Genomic DNA, 24,362 nt, shown 5'->3' on the forward strand with positions numbered 1-24,362 from the left:
AAGCCGGAACCTCTCTCCAATCCATGGCTGGTCTATTAGTGACCTTATGGCGTTGTTTTCCTAAGAGAGCTTTTGCTTTTTATGTTGCCTGTAAATCAACGTCCAAACCCAAGGCAGCCGCATGTTTGAGACAAAGATTAAGACGCATCAATGCTGTTCGAGCAGTTCTAGCTTTTGTATGCAAAATAGGGGCAAGGGTATCACGTATCTCTGTTTGTGTAATCTCTGAAACGGGCAGACAGCCTAATTTGGGGAGAATATGGAGGCGTAAATGTAAAAACCAATTACAAGCCTTGCCATCATTTTTTAATTCAGCTTTACGGCTTTCAAAAGCATCTAAAGCAATATCTTTTAAGTAATGGAGATTGCGCATTGCCTCACGCTTTTGTTTGTTGCGTTCTTTAATAGGGTCACGCCCCTCACGTAAAACAGCACGCCACCTAGTTGCCAATTCACGGGCTTGTTTTAAAGAGACATGTCTTAAGGCACCCAATCCCATTTCACGACGACGTTCGTGAAGGGTATACCGTAAAATCCATTGAGCACCACCATCTTTACGCTTATGAAGTAACAAGCCGGCACCATCATTATATTTGCCAGCCCCCAATGTTGCGACAGACCTTGCATTAAGACGGTTCATAAGAGCCATTTTTAGTCCTTTCTTATACAAATTTGATCCACACATTTATCCCGCTTTTGACGTGCAAGCGAATGATTTTGATTAATACAACATGGAACAGATTTTAAATGATAGAATCCTACAGTATTAGTTTTTTCATTCAATATGAAAACAATAAGTTATCATTATAAATCAAAGTGATGTGGCGTGATGAAGATGCTTATGCAAAGAATCTAAAAGTCTTTTTGCAAGTGTTTGAATAAGTTCTTTGTTTTCTTAATTTTAGATACAAAATACTATCGCTAAAGCACCAAAAGTAGATCATGCTGATAATAGATGAAACTTTGATGGCGCTTGGTTTTAAAAAAGGCAACATTTGATTTCACTGTTTGCACAGGCATTGATTTTGCAATAACAGATGATAGTTTATTGCATGCAGAATACGGTTATTCAGATTTCGGTAAAAAGAAATTTATAAAGAATATTATCATTAACAGTTATGCAAAAATTTAATGAAAATGAATCCAACTTTAAGACACATAATTCTAGAGTGATTTAGTTTACAAATTTTCATTGAATGCAAAATTAAAAGTTTAAGAAGCCTTATTTTCAAAAAATCTTTATTTTTTTGTGAGTGTGTCATTTTTGCTACAGATATTTCAGAAAAGATGCTCTATATGAATTTCATTTTGGATATTTGGAGAGATTTTATGAATACAAAACGTTTAATAACAGCGTCTATTTTTTCTTTAATTTCAGCGTCTACAGCACTAGCTGCTGATGTTATGATTCCTCATCAGCCAGCATCATCGACTACTTCTACCATTGTTGCACCTACTTTTTCATGGACAGGTCTTTATTTAGGTGTCCAAGCTGGTGGTTTTTCAAGCAAGGCTGATGTGGCTCTTGTTGGTCAAGAAAAGAGTTTACCACTGGATAAAGAGTTCTCTCCTAAACTTTCAGGTTTTGTAGGTGGTTTTTATGCAGGTTCTAATATTGATCTCGGTGATAACTTTATTTTTGGCATCGATACGGATTTAATGATATCTGGAAAAAAACACACAAAGACCATTACCATAGGTGCGGCTGATAACACTACAGTAGAAAATGCAGTCGTAAGATCCCGCAGATCCGCAGAAGTTGTAACCACAACAGGAACACCAACAGGAAAGACAACACAAACAGCTGCTTCAGAACAACCTGCACCAAAAGTAGCAGATGTAGGAACTACATCAACAAAACCTGCTGCAGAAACAGAAACCTCCAAACAAGTGACGAGATCAGAAGTAAGAGGAACGCCAACGCCAGCAGAGGGCAGCACACAAACTGTTCCATCTAAAAAAATCTCCCCACAGACAGAGGGAAGATCAGTGCAAGCATCATCGGGATTATTGGCAAGATCAGATACAAGACAGCCATCGGTAGCAGTAGGAGGAAATGGATCAAATCCAGTTACATCTAAACCAACAGCTATTGGCACAGGGGCAGGAGTAGCAGGGAAGTCATCATCGTCCTCATTGGTAAAATCAACAGCAGGAAATCAAACAGCAGGAGTAGGGTCAAGTGGAACAAGTGCACCTGCAAAATCTGCAGAAGCAGGATCTGCAAAAACGGCTGAAAAAGCACCAGTATCCTCTGCCTCATCAACAGTATTAGGCGCAAGTCAGCCAGCAGCAAAAGCACCCACATCGGTACAACCTGCATCACAACCATCAGCAGTAGAAAAAACAGTACCGAGCGGATCACTTGTACTCGCGAGATCAGGGTCAACCTCTGAGTCAGCAAAATATTCCAATGGAACAAGCGGAGCCCAAAACGGAGGTCATCATAGTTCTTCCCATGGTAGCGGAAATGCTAATTCGCATGGTGCACCTCATGCAGGTGGGCGTAGCTCTGGTGCTCATCCGAATGGTGCTAATCCATATGCTTCTCGTTCTCATGGTGGACAGAATATGGCTGGACACGGTGCACAAAGTGCACAAGCGGTGGATAAGAACGATTCCAGTACATATGGTATAGAACAAATGAAAAAGCTGGTTTCTGAACTTGGTCTTGATCAAGAGGATGAAGTTGAAACTTTAAATCATACTTTCAAACAAAATTGGGGTGGTGCTACACGGGTACGTATTGGTTTTGCTGCTGATCGCTTTATGCCTTATCTTGCTGGCGGTATTGCTTATGGGCAGTTCCAAGACACTGTATCAATATCCGTTAAGGATGAGGATGGAAGAGTCGTTTCTTCTAAGAACTTATCTGATGAAACAAAAACCATGATTGGTTACACACTTGGTGGTGGCGTTGATTTCTCGGTTTTGGATAATGTGATTGTACGTGCAGAATATCGTTACTCTGATTTTGGTAAAAAGAAATTTGCAAAGGAAAAACTTGAAGTTAACTACAAAACCAATGATTTCCGTGTTGGTGTAGCTTATAAATTCTAATTTTTAAAAGAGTAAATTTCTAAAAGGCTCCACTATTAGTGGAGCCTTTATTTTTTAAAAGATCAATTTTTGATTTCTTTTCTTATGAATTTCATGATAAAGCCCATAGAGTGTGATGATATATTTTCCTGATCGCTGCTTAATACGAATGATAAGCTCGGCTTTCCCTATAGATAAAAACCAGAGTTGCAGGGTTCAGGGAAGTTATGCAAAAATGAAATCGTAAAAGTGGACAGGAATATTTCACAATGACTGTGAAAAATGAAACAATAGATTATTCAAAAACCCTTTATCTCCCACAGACAAATTTTCCTATGCGTGCAGGGCTTCCGCAAAAAGAGCTTGAATTGATGGCGCGTTGGGAAGATATGGGGCTTTATGCGCAATTGCGCCAACAAGCAAAACATCGTCCATTTTATATTCTTCATGATGGTCCACCTTATGCAAATGGTCATATTCATATTGGGCATGCTTTAAACAAAGTTCTAAAGGATGTGGTTGTCCGTTCATTCCAAATGCGCGGTTTTAATGCAAATTATGTACCTGGTTGGGATTGCCATGGGCTTCCAATTGAATGGAAAATTGAAGAAAAATATCGAGCACAAGGAAAAAATAAGGATGAGGTACCTCTTAACGAGTTTCGTAAAGAATGCCGTGAATTTGCACAGCATTGGGTAACCGTCCAAAGTGAAGAATTTAAACGCCTTGGTGTCGTGGGAGATTTTAACACGCCTTATACTACAATGGCTTTTCATGCAGAAGCACACATTGCCAGTGAATTGATAAAATTTGCTATGTTAGATCAGATTTATCGTGGTTCCAAGCCGGTGATGTGGTCTGTTGTAGAGCGTACGGCTTTGGCAGAGGCTGAGATTGAATATCATGATCATGAATCAGAGGTGCTTTGGGTTAAGTTTCCTGTCTTTGAAGCAAATTCTGATGATTTATATGGTGCTTATGTCGTCATTTGGACAACAACACCGTGGACAATTCCAAGCAATCGTGCAGTGAGTTATTCTTCGCAAATTTCTTATAGTATTTACGAAGTTGAAAGTGCTGAAAATGATTTTGGTCCTCAAGTGGGAGAAAAGCTTCTCTTTGCAGACGCTTTAGCGATGAGTTGTGGAGAAAAAGCCAAACTTGTTTTGAAGCGTTTGCGTGTTATTTCTTCTGAAGAGTTGAAAGCTCTTGTTCTTTCTCATCCACTCAAAGGTTTGGCTGGGTGGTATAACTTTAAAATTCCATTGCTTGATGGTTCGCACGTAACAGAGAGTGCTGGTACAGGTTTTGTCCATACAGCACCAAGCCATGGGCGTGAGGACTTTGAAATTTGGAATGATTATAAGTCCTTACTGGAGCAAGCGGGGATTGATTCATCTATACCGTTTCCTGTTGATGATGCAGGGTTCTATACGAAAGATGTTCCAGGTTTAGGACCAGATCGTGAAGGAGGACCTGCACGTGTTATTGATGATAATGGAAAAATGGGTGATGCCAATAAAGAGGTCATTAACGCTTTAATTAAAGCAGATCGATTGTTTGCACGGGGGCGTTTAAAGCATTCCTATCCCCACAGTTGGCGTTCAAAAAAACCCGTTATTTTTCGCAATACACCACAATGGTTTATTTCAATGGATAAAGATTTTGGGGATGGTTCAACTTTACGTAGTCGGGCTTTGGAAGCTGTTTCAAAAACGCGTTTTGTGCCGTCTTCTGGACAAAACCGCCTAGCTTCTATGATAGAAGATCGTCCTGATTGGGTTCTTTCTCGTCAGCGTTCTTGGGGTGTTCCTATTTGTATTTTTGCGAATGAGGATGGTGTTATTCTAAAAGATGAAGGTGTGAACGAGCGTATTTTACGGGCTTTTGAAGCAGAAGGGGCAGATGCATGGTTTGCTGAAGGAGCACGTGAACGTTTTTTAGGTGAGCGTGCACATGAGCCTTGGGTACAGGTTTATGATATTTTGGATGTTTGGTTTGATTCTGGAGCAAGCCATAGCTTTGTGTTAGAAGATCGGGCTGATTTGAAATGGCCTGCTGATGTTTATTTTGAAGGTTCAGATCAACATCGCGGATGGTTCCAATCTTCTCTTTTGGAAAGCTGTGGTACGCGTGCTCGTTCTCCCTATAAGTCCGTGATCACACACGGTTTTACTTTGGATGAGAATGGTAAGAAAATGTCTAAATCTTTAGGCAATACGGTTGTTCCGCAAGAGATCATTAAAACATCTGGAGCTGATATTTTTCGTCTCTGGGTTATGACAACCGATTATTGGGAAGATCAGCGTTTAGGCAAAAAAATACTTCAAACAAATGTGGATTCATATCGTAAACTACGCAATGCAATTCGTTGGATGCTAGGAACTTTAGCACATGATGATGGAGAAGAAGTATCTTATGGTGCACTGCCGGATCTTGAAAAATTTATATTGCATAGGCTTTTTGAACTTGATCAGTTGATTAATCGCGCTTACGATGAATTTGATTTTAAAAAGATTATGCGTGCATTATTGGATTTTTCAATCATTGAGTTATCGGCATTTTATTTTGATATCCGCAAGGATTCTCTTTATTGTGATGCGCCTTCATCAAAAAAACGCAAGGCCTCCTTGCAGGTTGTCCGTGAGATTTTTGAGCGTATGGTAACATGGCTTGCTCCAATGTTACCTTTTACTATGGAGGAAGCTTGGTTAGAGCGTTACCCAGAAAGCCAATCGGTGCATTTGGAACAATTTCGCTCTGTACCAGAAGAATGGCAAAACCAATCTTTGGCTGAGCGTTGGAAAAAAATTCGGCAGGTCCGTAAAGTTGTGACAGGTGCTTTAGAGCTTGAACGTGCTAATAAGCGTATTGGATCCTCTTTGGAAGCTGCGCCTATTGTTTTTATTTCCAATCTGGTTTTACGAGAGGCATTAGAAAATGTGGATATGGCGGAGATCTGTATTACCAGTGCACTCACAATTACGCAGGACACAATACCTTCTGATGCTTTTACTTTGAATGATGTTGAAGGTGTTGGTGTATATCCAGAGAAGGCATTAGGAAAAAAATGTGCTCGATCATGGCGTTATACACAAGATGTTGGAAGTGATCCAGTTTATCCGGATGTATCTGCTCGTGATGCAGCTGCTTTGCGGGAATTGCAGATTCTTGGCAAGATTTAAAGTTTTAGATCAAAGGAAAGAAATGCAAGTAAATTTCTCATATTGATGAATATAGTTTTTTGTGGTACGAAAAAAATTCCGTTGTTTTATCTGCAGGGGGGAAATTTGTGTATGGACCGTTCTCTCATAAATAACGGGAATATTAATCAGCCATACACCTAGGAAATGGAATAGGCAGTGAGAAAACATGAAATAAAAATATTTCCAATAGGAATTTTAGGGATGTGCTTTGTTTTAACGGGATGCAATTTATCCGCTCCTACCTATGGTACCAATAAACCAGTTTCAATACAGTTTTTTGAAGATGTTGCTAATATCACTTCATTAACACCAACAAATAACAGCAGCCAGATTGTTATGAAACCTCATCCAAAACTTGTAATACCAAGCCCTAGTTCACGCAGATTTTTGCCGGTACCACAACAAGATAGATCTGTCAATGAAATGGCAGCATCGAAGAAGCATCAAGGAAATACACCTTTTCCTCACAAAGGATCGTCAGTTAATGGCGTTGGTTCAGAAAATCCTTCACAGTTGAATGCGAAGCAACGACAAGAATATTTACGTCGTCAGAGAGCACAAGTTGGAAGTTCAAAATACCGTCGCTATCTCACTGAACCACCTTTAAGTTATCGCCAACCGGCAAAAACCGCACCTATTGGTCGATAGGGAAAAGACAAAACATTTAAAGTAAAGTATTTTTCCAATTACTTATGATACCAAGCTCTCATTCGCGCGCAGTTATAATGCTGCTGTAGGAGGGGGTATTCTCATGAAATAGCAATATGACAACAGCATCGAGAGAGTCCTTATGCGTTTCCTTAACACGAAACATTTCTCAAGCTCATTTTACAACATTGCTCATGTGGATAGTATAACGTAAAATCTATTGTGCTCCAATACTTTATGCTTAGGAAGGAGAAAGTGGATACCATCATTTCATTTTACAGACTCCAATGTTGCGATAATTCTTGCATTTGAGAGCTTTCATAAGAGACATTTTTAGTCTTTTCTAAAACGTTCTTTATCCAGACGATAATTCCGCTTATGATGTGCAAGAAAGAGATTTTTACTGTTTCAATGTAATTTGAAATGAGAGTATATCTATGATATTTTGGACTTTATATTTTATATACAAAATAATGAATTATTCTTTTGAATGAATGTATCATCTAATAGAAACAATATGCAGAATTAAAAGAGAGAAAAAATGCTTCGAAATAGCTTTTGCTATATATATCAGAAGAATTAACAGTCTTTTTTGAGAAGTAGGATAGTTGTTAAAGAGTGAAAGTTATGGAAGAAGAATTATTTTTAGTATCGCTTTTGTACAAAAAAGTCTTTAAGTAATTGAGCTGCTTCTTTTTCTTTGAAACCAGAATAAATTTCAGGTTTGTGATGGCAGGTTGTTTGCTGATAAAAACGTGGGCCATTTTCTATAGCACCTCCTTTGGGATCATTTGTTGCATAATAGAGACGTCGTATGCGTGCAAATGAAATGGCAGCGGCACACATAGCACAAGGTTCAAGTGTTACATAAAGATCGCAATCAGGAAGCCTTTCGCTTTGCAATGTTTCGCAAGCCATACGGATTGCGCGTATTTCTGCGTGTCCTGTAGGGTCATATGCAGATTTTATAAAGTTACCAGCGCGTGCAATGATAGCTTTTCCACGTGTAATGATAGCACCTACGGGAACTTCATCTTTTTTTGCAGCCTCTTGCGCTTCTAAAAGGGCTATTTCCATGGGCGTCAAGGTCATAATATTCTTTCTACTGAAGGTATAGAAAATCTAAAGGTTATCTCGATAAGGAATGCTATGGAATGAATAATTTATTACGCTTTTATAATGAAAAGAATACCTCTATTTTTTTAAGAGTTTAAAACAAACTTGCAAGTCAACAGATACATTATTGTCGTTAAAGGATAGAAAATGATAAATGATTATGCTACTTCATTTTTCAGGATAAGCGGTATGGTGCATGTGAATAATTTTCTGAACATACTTGCAAAGATTGGTTTGAAACGCAAATGAATGAAAATAATGAGAGTGAACGAATTGCTAAAAGATTAGCGCGTGCTGGTGTTGCTTCGCGTCGAGATGCAGAAATGATGATTGTTTCAGGTCGTATTTCTGTGAATGGTAAAGTCGTGAAAACGCCAGCTTTTAATGTTAGCCGCTCTGATGTTATTAAAGTTGATGGCAAACCTTTACCTCCTATAGAACGAACGCGTTTATGGCTTTACCATAAGCCAGCAGGTCTTGTCACCACGAACCGTGATCCTGAAGGCAGACCTACAGTATTTAGTAATTTACCAAAAGGAATGCCGCGTGTTCTTTCTGTAGGAAGGCTTGACATTAACACGGAAGGGCTTTTGCTTTTAACCAATGATGGTGGCTTAGCGCGTGTATTAGAGCTTCCTGTAACGGGGTGGGTCCGCAAATATCGCGTCCGTGCTCATGGAAGAGTAAAACAGAGTGCGCTGGATAACCTTAAAAATGGTATTGCAATTAAAGGTATTTTTTATGGTTCGATTGAAGCATCAATTGAACGCGAACAAGGGTCGAATGTATGGCTTTCTGTCGCTTTGCGAGAAGGAAAAAATCGTGAAATAAAGAATGTTTTAGGGGCATTGGGATTATCAGTTAATCGATTAATACGTGTATCTTATGGTCCATTTCATCTCTCTGATTTAGAAGAAGGAGCCGTGCAAGAGTTAAAAGGGCGGATGTTACGAGATCAGTTGGGGGAGCGTTTGATTATGCAAGCCAATGCAGATTTTGATGCTCCTATTCTTAAGCCATTTTCAAATTCTGCAGTTGTTGCAGAAAAGCAAAGCCAGAAAGATCTTTCTATTGCAAATGATGGTTGGGTTTTCTCAAGTGAAAGGGCAATACGACGCCGACCAAGAGATGGTTCTGTTGAACATAGTCGCGCACGATTAAGTACAAAATCTCATGAGAATGTAAAGAAGGAGAAAAGAGAAGAAGGAAAAGCAGAGCGTTTTCTACCGCGTTCTCGCCATGCTAATGTTTGGATGGCTCCTGGTGCACGTCCGCAAAGTGCACGTAGAAAGCCTTCTTATAGTGAGGAGAAATCGCATGGTCATAAGAGCGATTTGGATGGTAGAAAATCATTTCATCGAAGCAAGGAAAAACAAAAAGAAAATCCGTCATACAAAGAGAAGAGGGAAAGTTTTGTTCAAAAATATGGCAAAATATCTTATGAAGAGACGCATCCCTTTGGTAAGAAAGATCGCTTTTTAAAGGATAAAGAGAAAATGATAAAAGGTGGTCATGATGAGCATTCTTTTGAGAGAAAGAAAAAGGTAAAATCGTTTGGTGGTGCTATGAAAAAATCTAAACCACATAGGGACGGTGCAAAAACTTCGAAGCGATTTGGAGGTCCACGTGCGGATCATAGGCGGTAAATTTGCTGGGCGTGTTTTGTTTTCGCCTGTTAATCAGTCGATTCGCCCAACGAGTGATCGTACACGTGAAAGCCTTTTTAATATTCTTTCTAGCCGTGAAGAACAATTTTGGACCAATAAACGCATTCTTGATCTTTTTGCTGGGACTGGTGCTTTAGGCATCGAAGCACTTTCACGTGGAGCAAAGGCTGCTGTTTTTGTTGAAAACTCGGTTGAGGGGCGTGGGTTGCTTCAAAAAAATATAGAAGCCTTTGAATTACAGTCGATAGGACGGATTTTGCGTCGTGATGCGACCAAACTTGGCAATATTGGCACAATGCTGCCATTTGATGTTATCTGCGCTGATCCTCCCTATAGCCGTTGTTTAGGTGAACGTGCTTTTGTAGAAGCTTTGCGAGGAGGGTGGGCAAAAGCTGATACACTCTTCATACTTGAAGAAAAGAAAGATACAATGATTTATTTACCTGACGTCTTTTATCTAGACGATGAGCGTTTTTATGGTGAAACAGCAATACGTCTCTATAAATTACGATCGCTTACATCTTGAGAAAGTTCTTGTGTTTATCCGATAGGATGAAAAAATGCTTTTACACAGTTTTCTTCATTTTATATGGTTTTTAAAAGGTTAAGCAGAAAATCAATAAAAGATTCTAATGTTAAAGGAATTGATGAATTTTTATTAGCTTTACTATAGAAGGATGTTTTTTCTCCAATAGGATATATATTCCTCGATAATAGTTATGATCTTTTTTGTCTAATTTTTTCTGCTATACCTTAATCATCACATTTCATCAGCAGTTGAAAGCTTTAAGCTATGCAGTCTGCATTTATATCTTATATGATGCGTAACGTCTATTTTTGTTATTGTATAAATTTAAAAAAGATATTTTGTTTAGTATTGAAAATATTGTTCATTTATCCTGAATATTTGTGTGTTTAGTTTAGTAGTATCCCTTGTTGATTTAATCATTACATATTAAGTAAATCTGAGAGTATTAAGTATCTTATCGTTGTGCAGCTTTAAGGATACTTTTTTATATTATTCTTTATCACTAAAGATAAGGAATTTGTAAAAAAGGGGAGATTATCATGTTTAAATGGATATATAGTGAAGAGATTAGCACAGAAGCAAGTGCTGAGCAAATTTGGGCTATATGGGAGGACGTAGCAAAATGGCCTTCTTGGGATCACGAACTTGAGTGGGTAGAACTTTTTGGTGCTTTTAAAGTAGGAGCTGTAGGCCAAATGAAACCTAAAAAAGGACCTACAGTAACTTTTACACTTGATAAAGTTATAAAAAATGTTTGTTTTTCTGATTATGCTAAACTTCCTTTTACACGTATGAGTTTTAATCATGAATATATTTGTTCAACAAAATCTGGTTCTTCCAATAACAAAATTCGTCATACTGTAATTATGTATGGCTTACTTGCTCCTTTCTTTGGAGTGATTATTGGATCAAAAATTAAGTTATATCTTCGCGATGCAATGATTGAAATGAGTAGACGTGCTCTTACTGAAAACAAAAGCATCTTGTAAGGGGGTGCATTTATAAAGAAGTTAATACCTTAAAAAAGGTGCAGAAATCTTAGCCTTGTTAGAATGAAATTAGTTATGAGTATATAGCAAATTGATGAGCTATGATTTGGTTTTAGTTAGCTGTTGAAATCGTGTCAAAGCATCTTACGGGATTAATTTTGCGCTAAAAATCTTATGAAATTCATTGAATTTTTTTTATATATAAAAGCTTATAAGATGCTCTCTTCATTGAAAATGAGAAAGTTTCAGAAGTTCATTACTTCTCTATGATGTAGGTCCATATCGTCATAATATTTTCCTGTTTCTAATGTTGCAATATTTTTTGCATTTAAAACCTTCATAAGAGGCATTTTGATTTCTTCTTAAATAGGTTTCATTCATATGCCCCTTATTCATGATATGCTCGCAAATAGTTGTGATTGACTCAACATGAATAGGTTCGAAACAAAGAGAATTTTATGCTATTAGGCTTTTTTATACAAATTACAAAACAATAAATTATAAGTATAAATCAAACTGTTAATTTTATTGAAAGATTACAAGATAATTTCTTGATTACTTTTAAATATAAAAAATGAGTTCTTTATGATATTACGTCCATTAGGGTAAAGAAGTTTATGACTGCTCATTTTGTTGAAACCATAATGGAAGGAAATATTTTTTACTCTGTTTAAGTTTTATTTCATTTACAAGAGTGCCGTCTCATTATGAGAGAGTTTATAGAAGCAAAGAAGTGTATACAAATATAAGGCATTTTCTTGATTCTTTCTTGGAAATTAAAGAATGCTATAGGAAAGATATGAGGTAAGTTTTTTACTACCCAGAGGAAGGAAGACCTGTGATTTAGATCATTTTATACTTTTCGAATTTTTGAGGACTTTGGCTTAAATTCAAGTGTTATTGCTAAGACTTTTGTTAATTGCCAATTGTTCTGTTGATTTGATTGTCAGTGGAGATTTGGCTCCTAAAATGATAAGGGCCCATGAGAAATCTTGAAACTAAAGAGATTTTACGGCATATACGGCATATTACGTCTTTTCATAAAGAAGCTAAAAGGAAAATGATTTAATGCATTAAAAGAAAAAGAATGCATGAATGTGCATAATCTTATGAATCAATACACAAGAGTTATATTTTGATTTGTATAAATTTGTCAGAATGCTTATCAATGTAAATAATAAAATATTTTAGGGAGTCTATAATGACTGATAAAAACCAGATTGAGAAAGCTGTTTCGCTGGTTGAAGCAGCAAAGCGTTCTGGGGCAGATGCTGCTGATGCTGTTATTGTTCATGCTCATTCTACCAGTGTATCAGTTCGTTTTGGGAAAGTCGAATCGACAGAAGCAGCAGAGAGCAATGATTTTACTCTAAGGGTTTTTGTTGGAAAAAAAGTAGCAAGTGTTTCTGCTAATTTAGGATCTTATCCGCAAGAACTTGCGGAACGTGCTGTTGCGATGGCTAAAGCTTCTCCCGATAGTTTATTTGAAGGTTTGGCAGATAAAGAGTGTTTGGTTAAGTATCCTAAAGATCTTGATCTTTTTGATGATTTTGTACCCAGCAGTCATTTTTTAACAGAAGATGCTTTAAAAACGGAGGCAGCAGCTCTTGATGTTAAAGGTGTAAGCAATTCTGGTGGCGCTGCAACAGCTTATGGCCGTAGTGGGTTTATTCTTGTGACCAGCGATGGTTTTTGTGGAGCCTATCGCTCAAGTTGTTTTTCACGTTCTTGTAGTGCTCTTGCAGGTGAAGGAACACAGATGGAGCGGGATTATGATTATACAACAGCCTTACATTTTTCTGATTTAGAGGCAGCAGAAACTGTGGGAAAGAATGCAGGGCTTGGTGCTGTTCGACGTTTGGGGGCAGTTCGTGCGGCGACTGGGAGCGTTGATGTTATTTTTAATCCGCGTACGGCTCGTGGAATTGCAGGGCATATCGCATCTATGGTCAATGGAGCCTCTGTGGCTCGAAAAACGAGTCTTTTACAGAATTTCCTAGGCAAGGAAGTGATGAAGCCTAATGTTAATGTAACCGATCAACCTTTGCGATTACGTGGAAATGCTTCTCATCCTTTTGATGGAGAAGGGGTAGAGGGGCAAACACTCAATATTATTGAAAATGGTATTTTAAAAAATTGGCTTCTTTCATCATCTACAGCACGTGAATTGGGACTTAAAACAAATGGACACGGTATGCGTTCGGCATCATTAGTGCAGCCGACCAGTACAAATTTTGCTATTGAACCGGGTTTAGTATCGCCTTGCGATATGATAAAAGATTTGCGAAATGGATTTTATGTGACCGAATTATTCGGTCATGGCATTGATTTTATTACTGGTCAGTATAGTCGTGGAGCTTCCGGTTTTTGGATTGAAAATGGTGAAATTGCTTATCCGGTAAGTGAAGTAACGCTAGGTTCTGATTTGCTTCATATGTTAGCACATTTAACACCTGCCAATGATATTGATCGGCGTTATAGTACAGCTGCTCCAACATTGTTAATTGAAGGGATGACACTTGCAGGAAAATAACACGCATCATTCTTCTGATTTAAATCTTTTGCGTGACATTTGTCGAGAGGCAGGAGATTTAGCAATGCGGTATTTTGGATGCACGTTGGATGTCTGGATTAAAGAAGGTAATTCCCCGGTTAGTGAAGCAGATTTTGCTATTGATCATTTCTTGAAAGAGAGGCTTCTTGGAGCTCGTCCAAATTATGGATGGATTTCAGAAGAAACAAAAGATAATCGAGAAAAACAAGATTATTATGAGCGCTCTTTTGTTGTTGATCCTATTGATGGAACGCGTGGTTTTCTTTCTGGCAATCCTTATTGGTGTATTTCGGTTGCCATTATTGAGAATGGGCGTCCTATTGTGGGCGTTCTACAATGTCCGGCTCAAGGAGATGTTTATACAGCTGTAACGGGTGGAGGGGCAACATTAAATGGGATAAAACTTCCTCGTTTAGCCTTTGAGGTTCATCGAAAATATAAAATTTCACTTGATAAATCGCTCGCACAAAAATTACCAGATGATTTTCTCAATCAAGTCAGTCTTTATCATTATCTTCCTTCTCTTGCTTATCGTATTGTTCTTGTTGCTCAAGATGAAATTGATATCGTATTAGTTCGTCCAAATTGTCATGAATGGGATATTGCCGCTGCTGATCTTATTTTGCAGGAGTGTGGAGGGTGTTTTTTATCGCTTGATGCCCCTTTACTATCTTATGGAATTGAACCTTACCAGTATGGACTTTTAATTGCTGGTAAAAATAATTGCTGTCAAGATATGATAGATGTTGTTCGTCAAACAAAGTTAGTTTAATCACGTAAAAGCGCGCTAAAATAATCTAAATGATATGGAGGCACATATGACTGAAACCAAAGGAAAAAAACAATATTTACATCTTGTATTTGGTGGGGAATTAAAAAATCTTAACAGTAATCAATTTAAGAATCCTGATGATTTAGATGTGGTTGGTATTTTCTCAGATTATCAATCCGCTCAAGAAGCATGGCAGGCAAAAGCACAAAGCAGTGTAGATAATGCATTACAACGTTATTACATTGTAGATTTGCATCAGTTTCTTGATGCTGAGTTAGGCGATGCAGAATAAAGCTTGAATATTTGGTTATTATAACCTGTAGATTGCTTCATGCTTTTGTTTAGTCGTCCTTTTCATAGGTACGTTCTTCGGGTAAAATAGAATGCCGTAAAAAAGAATATGCTTGTTGTTTAAAATTCATATATTTTTTAAGAAACATCTCCCAAAGCACCCAAGCCCATTTCATAATAGTGTCCGTGCAAGGTATAAAATCCATTATTGCACCACCATCTTTACGCTTAATAAAAATGCAAGACAGTTTCTATCAACCTATTTACAACAGCAATATTATCATGACAGCTATCACTCGAAGTTTATGATTATATTGTGAATAGTCACTCTGCTTTTGAATGGGGTATGAGACACTAATGCGTTAAGATTAATAAAAAGAGTAGCATTATTAATGATAGCAATTATTACTCTGTTGAGATTATTAGCACTCGTTACTTATCTATTGGAATTTTTTCAACGAGTTATTACTATAAGCTTAGAAACCATGAAAGTCGTTAGAAACTTTACCAAAATTAGAAACTTAAAGAAACTAAATAGATTTATGAAGTTAACTTACCTCATAAGGGTTTCTTGAGTACTCATTTAAAACTACAATCTATAAGTTAACCATTTTGTGTTGATTATATACAATCTTAAAAGGAATAATATATCATTGCGACCTCCTGAAAAGAGAGGATTTAAAATTTTGAAAACTCTTATTTAAATTGCTTTAAGACTTTTAAGAAATTCTCTATTAAACAAGATTAGATTTTTCTGGATTACCTTTAAGAGATTATATCACAATTTAAAATGAGAACTCTATACTATTCAAAAGTTTTTTAAGATTAGTTTGACATATTCATTTTATTGAAATGAAATAATAGAGATTGATCTTTCTTTTAAACACATTTTATTTATTGTATTTATATTAGGTTGTAATGTCTATATGGGTTATTTTTTGAAAAATTGACAATACCTAACATATGTAAAAATAAGCTTTTTCTCTAAAATACCAACGTGCAAAATTCAAAGTCTCATTAAAATCAAGTGAGTTGAAAAAATTGATACAATCTATGTCATAGGTTTATCATTTATATTTTAAAAATTATAATCGACTGAAATGTAGTTTTGTTATTTTTGAGTAAGATTTTTTATAGGGTGCAGAATGAAGTGATAAAATCGATATAAGTTACAAAATTTAATTAAAAGAGATTTAAATAATGTGTATATGTATTGAATTTTCTCATGGATTAAGCTTTTTTTATTTAAGATATGGATGATATTAAAAAATATGGATGCAACCAATAGAGTTGATGAATTTTTTAACAAAATAAGTATATAGATATCTTAAAATAGCTGGATGAGGTGATTTTAAATGGTAGAATTAAAGGCACATACGGCTCTTTTAAGCTATCGGATGATTGGTTTTTGCTTATGTCCTGTTATTCCTTTTTATTTGTTCTTTCGTGCTATTCGTGGAAAAGAAGAGTGGTGTCGCAAAAAAGAGCGTTTAGGTAAAAGTTCTCATATACGCCCCCAAGGTTCGTTAGTTTGGTTGCATGCAGCAAGTGTTGGAGAAACACTTGCACTTGTTCCACTTATAAATTATATTTTATCATTGGAAATCAATGTATTAATGACAACTGGGACGGTGACATCTTCTACTCTTGTGAAAAAATATTTTGGTAATAGGTTGATTCATCAATATGCTCCTTTGGATTTAGATTTTGCAGTGCGCCGTTTTATTCGTCATTGGAAGCCTGATCTCGTCTTAATTTGTGAATCAGAAATTTGGCCTCTTCGTATTAAAGAACTTGCAAAAATGCGTATTCCGCAGATTTTGGTTAATGCCCATATGTCTGAACGTTCTTTTAAAGCTTGGCAAAAACGACGTATTCTTGCCAAACATATTTTTAAGGATATTGATTTGGCGATTGGTCAAAATGAAAGAGATGTAGCTTATTACCATACACTTGGCGTAAAATCTGTTACGTTTTCTGGTAATCTCAAGGCTGATGTTTTTCTGGTTGAAAATCAAGAATTGCTTGCACGTTATCGTAATGCTATCGGCAATCGCCCAGTTTGGGCAGCTGTTTCAACGCATGAAGGGGAAGAGGAGATTGCTTTTGAGGTCCATAAAATTGTTAAAAATTATTTGCCAGATTTATTAACAATTATTGTACCTCGTCATCCTGAACGTTCAGAAGATCTTATCAGAAAATGCGATAATAAGGGGTTAAGTTTTATTCGTAGGAGTAGAGACGCTGTTCCAAACATGAATACCGATATTTTATGGGGAGATACCATTGGAGAAATGGGACTTTTTCTTCGCTTATCGAAAGTTTCTTTCGTTGGTAAATCGTTATGTGGAAATGGTGGACACAATCCATTGGAATTGGCTTTGCTTGGTTCCGCTATTTTGACAGGGCCTCATGTTTCAAATTTTCAAGAGATGTTCAAACAATTTCTAACGCATGATGCAGCATATATGGTTCAAGATACAAAACAGCTTGCTATTCAGGTGTATAAGCTTTTAACAAATGAAACATTGCGGCAAGAAATGGTTGATAAGGCTCATGAAGTGGCGACAGGTATGGCAGGTGCATTTGAGCGCACATTAAAGATTTTAGATCCATTTTTACAACCCCTTGTAATACAAACAGGTTTACGTCAGCGTCAGGGTAGATATGCATATTAGCGCCCCTCGTTTTTGGTGGAAAAATAAAAGCTTTTTGCGTTTTGTGTTAGCTCCAGTTTCATGGGGGTATGGTTATTTTTCAAGTCGTTTTATGACAAGACAGCCTCCCGTGATTGATCTGCCAGTTTTGTGTATTGGAAATTTTACATGTGGCGGTGCGGGTAAAACGCCGGTTGTTATTGCTTTTACAAAAGTGGCTAAAGAACTTGGTTTCGTACCTGGTATTGTATCTCGTGGTTATGGTGGATCAGTTAAAGGGGTACATCTTGTAAATGAAAAATATGATACTCCATATAGTGTTGGAGATGAGGCACTTTTACTTGCACGGCATGCTTTTGTAGCTGTATCACCTAATCGTTATGCAGCGGCACAACGGCTTAAACAAGAGGGATGTAATCTTATTTTAATGGATGACGGATTTCAAAGTCGCCGTCTTTATATGGATTATGCGTTACTCGTTGTTGATGCGATGCGCGGTTTTGGTAATGGAGCTGTCTTTCCAGCAGGACCTTTGCGCGTACCATTAAAAACGCAGTTTTCTTTTATGGATAGTGTTTTATTGATTGGTCACTCCGATGCGCCTGATAATGTCGCTTTTCTTGTTTCGCGTACTGGAAAGCCTTTATATCGTGCTCATCTTAAAGCCAGTGCCTCTGATGAGGTTTCAGGAAAATCATTTTTGGCATTTGCTGGTATTGGCAATCCAGATAAATTTTTTAAATCTATTAAAGAATTGTCTGGTCATGTGGTGCAAACTTACATATATCCAGACCACTATTTTTTCACAGATAAAAATTTAAAAAGCCTTATACAAAAGGCTAAAATGCACAATTTATGGCTAGCAACAACAGCTAAAGATTATACCCGTATACAGACAATTCACATGCAAAAAGATTTGAAAAATCTTATTATCTTTGATGTGAATGTCGATTTTGTTCAAAAAGACTTCTGTCGTATGGTCCTTGAAGAGGTCATGACCCGCTTTAGAAAACGTTCCCTTGAATTTTCTTGTCTAAAAGGCAAAAGCTAAATTTATAGCTTTCGAGGGGTTATTTTTCTTTTGTTTTTAACAATTGCTTGAGATATGGGTTGCACTCAAGTTCGCGCTGATAGGAGATTTCACAACTAGCATATGCTTCTTGGCGGTGATGATTCCAATATTTTAAATCATCTATAGGGATTTTTTGCCCGCTAACAGCACAAATGGTATAGGTACCATATTCTATAATGTCATATCCGTTATTAGAATAATGAATTTTTGCTTCGCGTTCACCATTGGGAAACATTATAACTCCTTCTTACTTGATACAAGAGATTCAAGAAAAGTGCCATAAAATGTATTATAAAGTCGAGAGTTAATTTTAAAATATTTTTCTTGTAAAAATGATGCAGGGCTTATTTTCTGCCAAAAAGCCGTTCTATATCTGCCAATTTGAGTTCAATATAAGTAGGGCGTCCATGATTACATGTACTTGTATTAGGTATTGCCTCCATTTGTCGTAATAGTGTGTTCATTTCTTCGGGGCGTAAAAGGCGCCCTGACCGTATTGAGCCGTGACAGGCCATCGTTGCTGCAACATAATCAAGCATTGCTTTTAAATTATTTGTTGTATCATACTCAGCGGCCTCATCTGCGAGATCTTTAATAAGGGCTTGGACGTTGATCTTTCCTAACATGGAAGGTGTTTCACGCACAACAATTGCTCCTGGTCCAAATGGTTCTATTCCTAATCCAAATTTTTGCAAAGCATCTTTATGCGTTAAAAGGCATGTTGCATCCTCTTCAGAGAGTTCTACAATTTCAGGAATAAGTAATAACTGTGAAGGAAGTGGTTTGGAATAAAGTGCATTTTTGAGTGCTTCATAAACCAATCGTTCGTGAGCTGCATGCTGATCGACAATGATCAAACTATCTTGTGTTTGGGCGATAATATAGTTTTTATGGATTTGTGCTCTGGCCGCTCCTAATGGATAAGATAACTCTTCTGATGAAGATGTCGTGCTTGGAATGTATGCATCCCCACTTGGTGTATTTAAGCCCTCCATAATAGGAGCGGCATCTTCTTTTAAATCAAAAGAGTGAGTACTATCCAATGGTTTTTGGACCATTGAAGCGCTGGTAAAATGATGAGGTTGTGAACTGTAAGAAGAGAACTGGTGAGTGTTCTTAAAACTGACTAATGGTTGTTGTGCCAATGATTGTTGTGTTTGAAATGCAGCAAGCATTGCTTCAGAACGGGTTGAAGTAGGACGAATACCAGATTGTTGCAATGCTTCACGAATAGCTCCAACAATCAAACCACGAATTAATCCTGGATCACGGAATCGTACATCAGCTTTGGCTGGGTGAACATTAACATCTACCTCAGCAGGTGGGAGGTCAATAAAAAGAATAGCGACAGGATAACGATCTCGTGTCATGACATCAGCATAAGCGCCTCGGATAGCGCCCCATAGAAATTTATCACGCACGGGACGTCCATTAACATAAGCAAATTGATGAAGGCTGTTATTTCGGTTGAAAGATGGCAAACAGGCAAAACCTGTTAAGCGCACCGCTTCGCGTTCAGCATTCAGCGCAATGCTATTAGGGGCGAATTCTTTTCCCATAATCTGCGTAATACGTTGTAATTGTCCTTGAATATTATTTTCTGTAGCAGACAATTCCATAGATGTTCTGTCTAGTCCTGAAAGAGAAAAGCGGATATGTGGAAATGCGATAGCAATTCGCTTAATCATATCGCTAATAGCATTTGTTTCAGCCCGATCAGTTTTCATAAATTTTAATCGTGCCGGCGTGACAAAGAAAAGATCACGAACTTCAACAATTGTTCCAAGATTCGCAGCAGCTGGTTTGGGTCCTACAATTTTTCCTGCAGTAACGGAAATTTCAGCAGCGCTCTCAGCATCTTTTGTTCGTGAAATGAGTTTAAGTTTAGCAACAGAACCAATAGAGGGGAGGGCTTCTCCTCTAAATCCAAGGAAGCAGATATTGTGTACGTCATCGGTAATCTTTGAGGTACAATGGCGAGAAACTGCTAAAGTTAATTGATCTGCAGGAATTCCATAACCATTATCACTCACCTTTATAAAATTTTTTCCACCATTTGCTGTAATAATTTCAATGCGTGTTGCACCAGCATCAATAGCGTTTTCAACAAGTTCTTTGACAACATTTGCTGGTCGTTCAATAACTTCACCGGCGGCGATTTGATTAATAATATTTTCGCTAAGATGGCGTATAATCATAATAAATTCTAACAGGAAACTTAAGGGTTCTATAGAAAATTATGATAACATCATTTGCGCGACATTCAAGAATAAGAGAGCATGAGAGGTATTATTTTTACAATACCTCCTATTTTATTTTATGTTAACAAGTCGGTTGGAAAAAACATAAAAATAGTTTTTATCACTTTAAAATAGCTTGCACCAATTTATCATCTAGGTCAAAAAAAGAAACAATGTAAAAAGGGAAGGCAATATATATGGCGCGTATAAGCGGTATTTTAGCAGATAGTGATATACAAGCTTTGATTGAGAATAACTTTCTCAAGGCTCAGTATCCATTTGATAGATCTCAAATACAACCAGCAAGTCTTGATCTTCGTTTAGGGGAGAAAGCTTATCGTATACGTGCTTCTTTTATGCCGGGACCTGATACAAAAGTTTTGGATAAGCTTGAACGGTTAAAGTTGCATGAGTTTGATTTACGAGACGGAGCCGTTTTGGAAACGGGGTGTGTTTATATTGTTCCTCTTTTGGAAAGTTTAGCTTTACCAGAATTCTTATCTGCTGTTGCCAATCCCAAAAGTTCTACAGGACGATTAGATATTTTTACACGTGTCATTACGGATAATGCTCAGGAATTTGATAAAATTTGTGCTGGTTATCATGGTCCACTTTATTTGGAAATTAGTCCACGCACATTTCCAATTTTGGTGCATACAGGCTCATATTTATCACAGCTTCGGTTTAGAAAAGGGCAAAGTTATTTAAATGAAATAGAGTTGCACACTTTGCAAAGGCAAGAAACACTGATATCGGATGATTTTCCTAATATTAGTGTTGGTGGTATTGGTCTTTCCATTAATTTAAAGGGAGACGAAAACGGGCTTATAGGTTATCGTGGTAAACATCATACAAGTGTTATTGATATTGATAAACGTGCCGTTGCCCACGTTTTAGATTTTTGGGAACCTCTTTTTGATCGTGGTCAAAGGGAGTTGGTTCTTGATCCTGATGAATTTTACATTTTAGTTTCACGAGAGTCTGTTCATGTGCCGCCGCTTTATGCCGCAGAAATGACACCTTTTGATCCTTTAGTTGGCGAGTTTAGGGTGCATTATGCAGGCTTTTTTGATCCAGGATTTGGGCATAAGGAGGCGGGTGGAAAAGGAGCAAGAGCGGTTTTAGAAGTGCGGAGCCATGAAGTTCCTTTTATCTTAGAGCATGGTCAAATTATTGGCCGTTTGGTCTATGAGCATATGCTTAATCGACCATCAACCCTTTATGGACATGATGTTGGATCACATTATCAAGCACAGGGTTTAAAGTTGTCCAAGCATTTTAAATGAGTTGGGAACCACGAATTTTGATAACATGTATGCAGAAAGCGTATTTTAGATAAAAAAAATTTTGTGCTTCGCAAAACCGGCGTCATGCATTCTATTTTTAATTTCCAAGGTTATTTCATCTCTTGCATTTGAGAGGGTATGAGAGGCATTTTTACTTCTTTTTTCAAGAGGTTCTATCTATACGAACTCCCTTTATGATGTGCAAAAGAATAGTTTTGATTATTTCATCATGACAAAATTTACTATATTCAATATGTTATTCATATTTATTATTATAATAAATCAATAGGTTAATAAAATTCAATATAACAGTAGCTACTCACTTTTCAAAGTAAATATGCGAGATTGGATGCTGCAATTGACTCAATTTTTCTAGAGTGTAATAACCAGTATATTTTATTCCGTATAAAAATTATCCTTAAGAGTTAATAAATAAGTTTTCACTCCAGTTTAGTAACAATTATTTTCAATAAACATTGTTCTAATTTTAGTAACTCATTTATAGCCTCAAGATATAATATTGCTAGAAAATTATTCAATTAAATATGAAGATTTTCTATTGGTATGAACATTAAAAGTTTTTATGCTTTATGTGAATTAGGCACTATGCATGAATAAGTAACAGATCTTAGTTTTGAATATTGATATAAGAAGATTTCTGCATGTATGCGACAGCTTTATTTCCAGTATTAATAAAGGATTTTTTCATCTTTTGGGGGAGATTATGGTTTATACTTAATGACACTCTATATTCTTAATAACTGATAATGTAAGGACCTTTAGAGGGAGAAGCAACTTTAAATTATAACTAATTAAGCTACGGAGCAATCGCTTTTGAAGAGGGATTGCTTTAAAGAGAGTATAACATTTTAATTGCACATGAAGAATATATGAGTAGATACGTTATTAATGATACTTCATACTGTGAGATTTTAAATTTGGATAGGAGAAATAAAGACATTGTTTTTATCAATTAGTTTTTTTAGAAAGTTGCAATCTCTGTTGCTTCTATCTATTCAATAGAGCGTTTTGGGAGAATATCGAGTAGGAAGGTACACGGATTCGCTTTTATGCGTTTTAGGATATCTTCTCTTTTTATTTAGGAACAATGGTGCCATCAATGATTATTTCTTCAACACTTGATTATCGTAAGGCAGCAAAGCGTCGTCTTCCTCCTTTTCTTTTTCACTATATTGATGGTGGGGCTTATGCTGAAGAAACGATGCGACGTAACTGTAAAGATCTTCAAGCTCTTGCACTGCGTCAAAGGATTCTAAGGCAAGTTGGTGAAGTTGATCTTTCAATCAAGCTTTTTGATCAGACACTTGATTTACCGATTGTACTTGCGCCTGTTGGGCTAACGGGCATGTATGCACGTCGTGGAGAGGTAAAAGCAGCGCGTGCCGCAGCGGCAAAAGGGATTCCTTTTACTCTATCCTCTGTTTCAGTTTGTCCCATTGCGGAAGTGCAAGAAGCGATTGGAGGTGCATTTTGGTTTCAACTTTATGTTCTCAAAGATCGCGGTTTCATGCGTGATGCACTAGAACGGGCTTGGTTAGCTGGTGTACGCACGTTGGTTTTTACAGTTGATATGCCAGTTCCTGGTGCACGTTATCGTGATGCGCATTCGGGGATGTCTGGTCCTTATGCTGGTTTACGTCGTTTTTTACAAGCTTTGACTCATCCATATTGGGCTTGGAACGTTGGTGTTATGGGGCGCCCTCATGATCTTGGAAATGTCTCTGCTTATCTTAAAAAGAAAATTGTATTGGATGATTACGTTGGTTGGATTGGTGCAAATTTTGATCCATCAATTGGTTGGCATGATCTACAATGGATTCGCGATTTTTGGAAAGGAAAAATGATTTTGAAAGGTATTCTTGATCCAGAAGATGCACGAGAAGCAGTAAAATTTGGTGCGGATGGTATTGTTGTTTCTAATCACGGCGGACGTCAGCTTGATGGTGTATTATCAACAACACGAGCGTTGCCTGCAATTGCGGATGCTGTAGAGGATCATTTGACTATTTTAGCGGACTCAGGTGTTCGTTCTGGTCTTGATGTTGTACGCATGATAGCACAAGGTGCGGATGCTGTTATGATTGGCCGTGCTTTTGTTTATGCGCTTGCAGCAGCAGGTAAGAAAGGTGTTATGCATCTCCTTGATCTTTTTGCCAATGAAATGCGGGTAGCTATGACACTGACCGGTACTCAGACAATCAAAGATATTACACGCAAGAGTTTAGTAAATATAGATGTTTTTAAGCAATGAAAGCAATATGTTATACTGCTTTCA

16 protein-coding genes and 1 pseudogene are annotated in these 24,362 nt (G+C 37.2%); 13 read left to right on the forward strand and 4 right to left on the reverse strand.

Annotated features, from left to right (window positions below):
* Positions 1-649: pseudogene (locus tag ACFIK2_RS03995) on the reverse strand (tyrosine-type recombinase/integrase); the annotation flags it as partial.
* A gap of 680 nt (positions 650-1,329) precedes the next feature.
* Between ACFIK2_RS03995 and ACFIK2_RS04000 the strand changes: the two are divergent.
* The 3 genes from ACFIK2_RS04000 (at position 1,330) to ACFIK2_RS04010 (ending at position 6,893) form a co-directional block, all read left to right on the forward strand.
* Positions 1,330-3,060, forward strand: a complete 1,731-nt coding sequence (locus ACFIK2_RS04000) for an outer membrane beta-barrel protein (RefSeq protein ID WP_375676910.1) — start codon at positions 1,330-1,332, stop codon at positions 3,058-3,060.
* Between the two features lie 248 nt (positions 3,061-3,308).
* Positions 3,309-6,224 carry an isoleucine--tRNA ligase gene (gene ileS, locus ACFIK2_RS04005; RefSeq protein WP_375640695.1) on the forward strand — a complete coding sequence of 972 codons (2,916 nt, stop codon included), beginning with the start codon at positions 3,309-3,311 and terminating at the stop codon, positions 6,222-6,224.
* Positions 6,225-6,401: 177 nt separating this feature from the next.
* The gene (locus ACFIK2_RS04010; RefSeq protein WP_375640696.1) at positions 6,402-6,893 is read left to right on the forward strand and encodes a hypothetical protein; all 492 of its coding nucleotides are present in this window, start codon (positions 6,402-6,404) and stop codon (positions 6,891-6,893) included.
* 645 nt (positions 6,894-7,538) lie between these two features.
* On the opposite strand, the gene ACFIK2_RS04015 is transcribed toward ACFIK2_RS04010, so the two are convergent.
* Positions 7,539-7,985 (reverse strand): nucleoside deaminase, encoded by a 447-nt coding sequence (locus ACFIK2_RS04015; RefSeq protein WP_375632851.1) that lies wholly within the window; start codon positions 7,983-7,985, stop codon positions 7,539-7,541.
* 269 nt (positions 7,986-8,254) lie between these two features.
* On the opposite strand from ACFIK2_RS04015, the gene ACFIK2_RS04020 reads away from it, so the two are divergent.
* The 8 genes from ACFIK2_RS04020 (at position 8,255) to lpxK (ending at position 18,519) form a co-directional block, all read left to right on the forward strand.
* Entirely contained in the window at positions 8,255-9,655 is a 1,401-nt protein-coding gene (locus ACFIK2_RS04020) for a pseudouridine synthase (protein ID WP_375676911.1), read from the forward strand.
* Positions 9,636-10,202 (forward strand): 16S rRNA (guanine(966)-N(2))-methyltransferase RsmD, encoded by a 567-nt coding sequence (gene rsmD, locus ACFIK2_RS04025; RefSeq protein WP_375676287.1) that lies wholly within the window; start codon positions 9,636-9,638, stop codon positions 10,200-10,202. Before ACFIK2_RS04020 ends, rsmD begins: the two co-directional genes overlap by 20 nt.
* A gap of 542 nt (positions 10,203-10,744) precedes the next feature.
* Positions 10,745-11,194 (forward strand): hypothetical protein, encoded by a 450-nt coding sequence (locus ACFIK2_RS04030; RefSeq protein ID WP_375632855.1) that lies wholly within the window; start codon positions 10,745-10,747, stop codon positions 11,192-11,194.
* 1,201 nt (positions 11,195-12,395) lie between these two features.
* Positions 12,396-13,727, forward strand: coding sequence for a TldD/PmbA family protein (locus tag ACFIK2_RS04035; RefSeq protein WP_375612375.1), 1,332 nt, complete (start codon positions 12,396-12,398; stop codon positions 13,725-13,727).
* Positions 13,714-14,520 (forward strand): 3'(2'),5'-bisphosphate nucleotidase CysQ, encoded by an 807-nt coding sequence (locus ACFIK2_RS04040; protein WP_375632857.1) that lies wholly within the window; start codon positions 13,714-13,716, stop codon positions 14,518-14,520. The genes ACFIK2_RS04035 and ACFIK2_RS04040 overlap by 14 nt, the downstream gene beginning before the upstream one ends.
* 46 nt (positions 14,521-14,566) lie before the next feature.
* Complete coding sequence (locus ACFIK2_RS04045) at positions 14,567-14,812, forward strand: DUF4170 domain-containing protein (RefSeq protein ID WP_375618600.1); 246 nt, start codon at positions 14,567-14,569, stop codon at positions 14,810-14,812.
* A 1,354-nt stretch (positions 14,813-16,166) separates the two neighbouring features.
* Entirely contained in the window at positions 16,167-17,489 is a 1,323-nt protein-coding gene (gene waaA / locus ACFIK2_RS04050) for a lipid IV(A) 3-deoxy-D-manno-octulosonic acid transferase (protein ID WP_375632859.1), read from the forward strand.
* A complete protein-coding gene (lpxK, locus tag ACFIK2_RS04055; RefSeq protein ID WP_375618602.1) occupies positions 17,479-18,519 on the forward strand; it encodes a tetraacyldisaccharide 4'-kinase in 1,041 nt (346 codons plus the stop codon). The genes waaA and lpxK overlap by 11 nt, the downstream gene beginning before the upstream one ends.
* 19 nt (positions 18,520-18,538) lie before the next feature.
* On the opposite strand, the gene ACFIK2_RS04060 is transcribed toward lpxK, so the two are convergent.
* A complete protein-coding gene (locus tag ACFIK2_RS04060; RefSeq protein ID WP_375608064.1) occupies positions 18,539-18,775 on the reverse strand; it encodes a DUF2093 domain-containing protein in 237 nt (78 codons plus the stop codon).
* 109 nt (positions 18,776-18,884) lie between these two features.
* The gene (gene mutL / locus ACFIK2_RS04065) at positions 18,885-20,738 is read right to left on the reverse strand and encodes a DNA mismatch repair endonuclease MutL (protein WP_375634686.1); all 1,854 of its coding nucleotides are present in this window, start codon (positions 20,736-20,738) and stop codon (positions 18,885-18,887) included.
* 239 nt (positions 20,739-20,977) lie between these two features.
* Between mutL and ACFIK2_RS04070 the strand changes: the two genes are divergently transcribed.
* Entirely contained in the window at positions 20,978-22,066 is a 1,089-nt protein-coding gene (locus ACFIK2_RS04070) for a 2'-deoxycytidine 5'-triphosphate deaminase (RefSeq protein ID WP_375676912.1), read from the forward strand.
* Positions 22,067-23,186: 1,120 nt separating this feature from the next.
* Positions 23,187-24,338 carry an FMN-dependent L-lactate dehydrogenase LldD gene (lldD, locus tag ACFIK2_RS04075; RefSeq protein WP_375629719.1) on the forward strand — a complete coding sequence of 384 codons (1,152 nt, stop codon included), beginning with the start codon at positions 23,187-23,189 and terminating at the stop codon, positions 24,336-24,338.
* Positions 24,339-24,362: the final 24 nt, after the last annotated feature.

Source organism: Bartonella sp. AP88XZML (assembly GCF_042195565.1).
Classification (GTDB): Bacteria; Pseudomonadota; Alphaproteobacteria; order Rhizobiales; family Rhizobiaceae; genus Bartonella.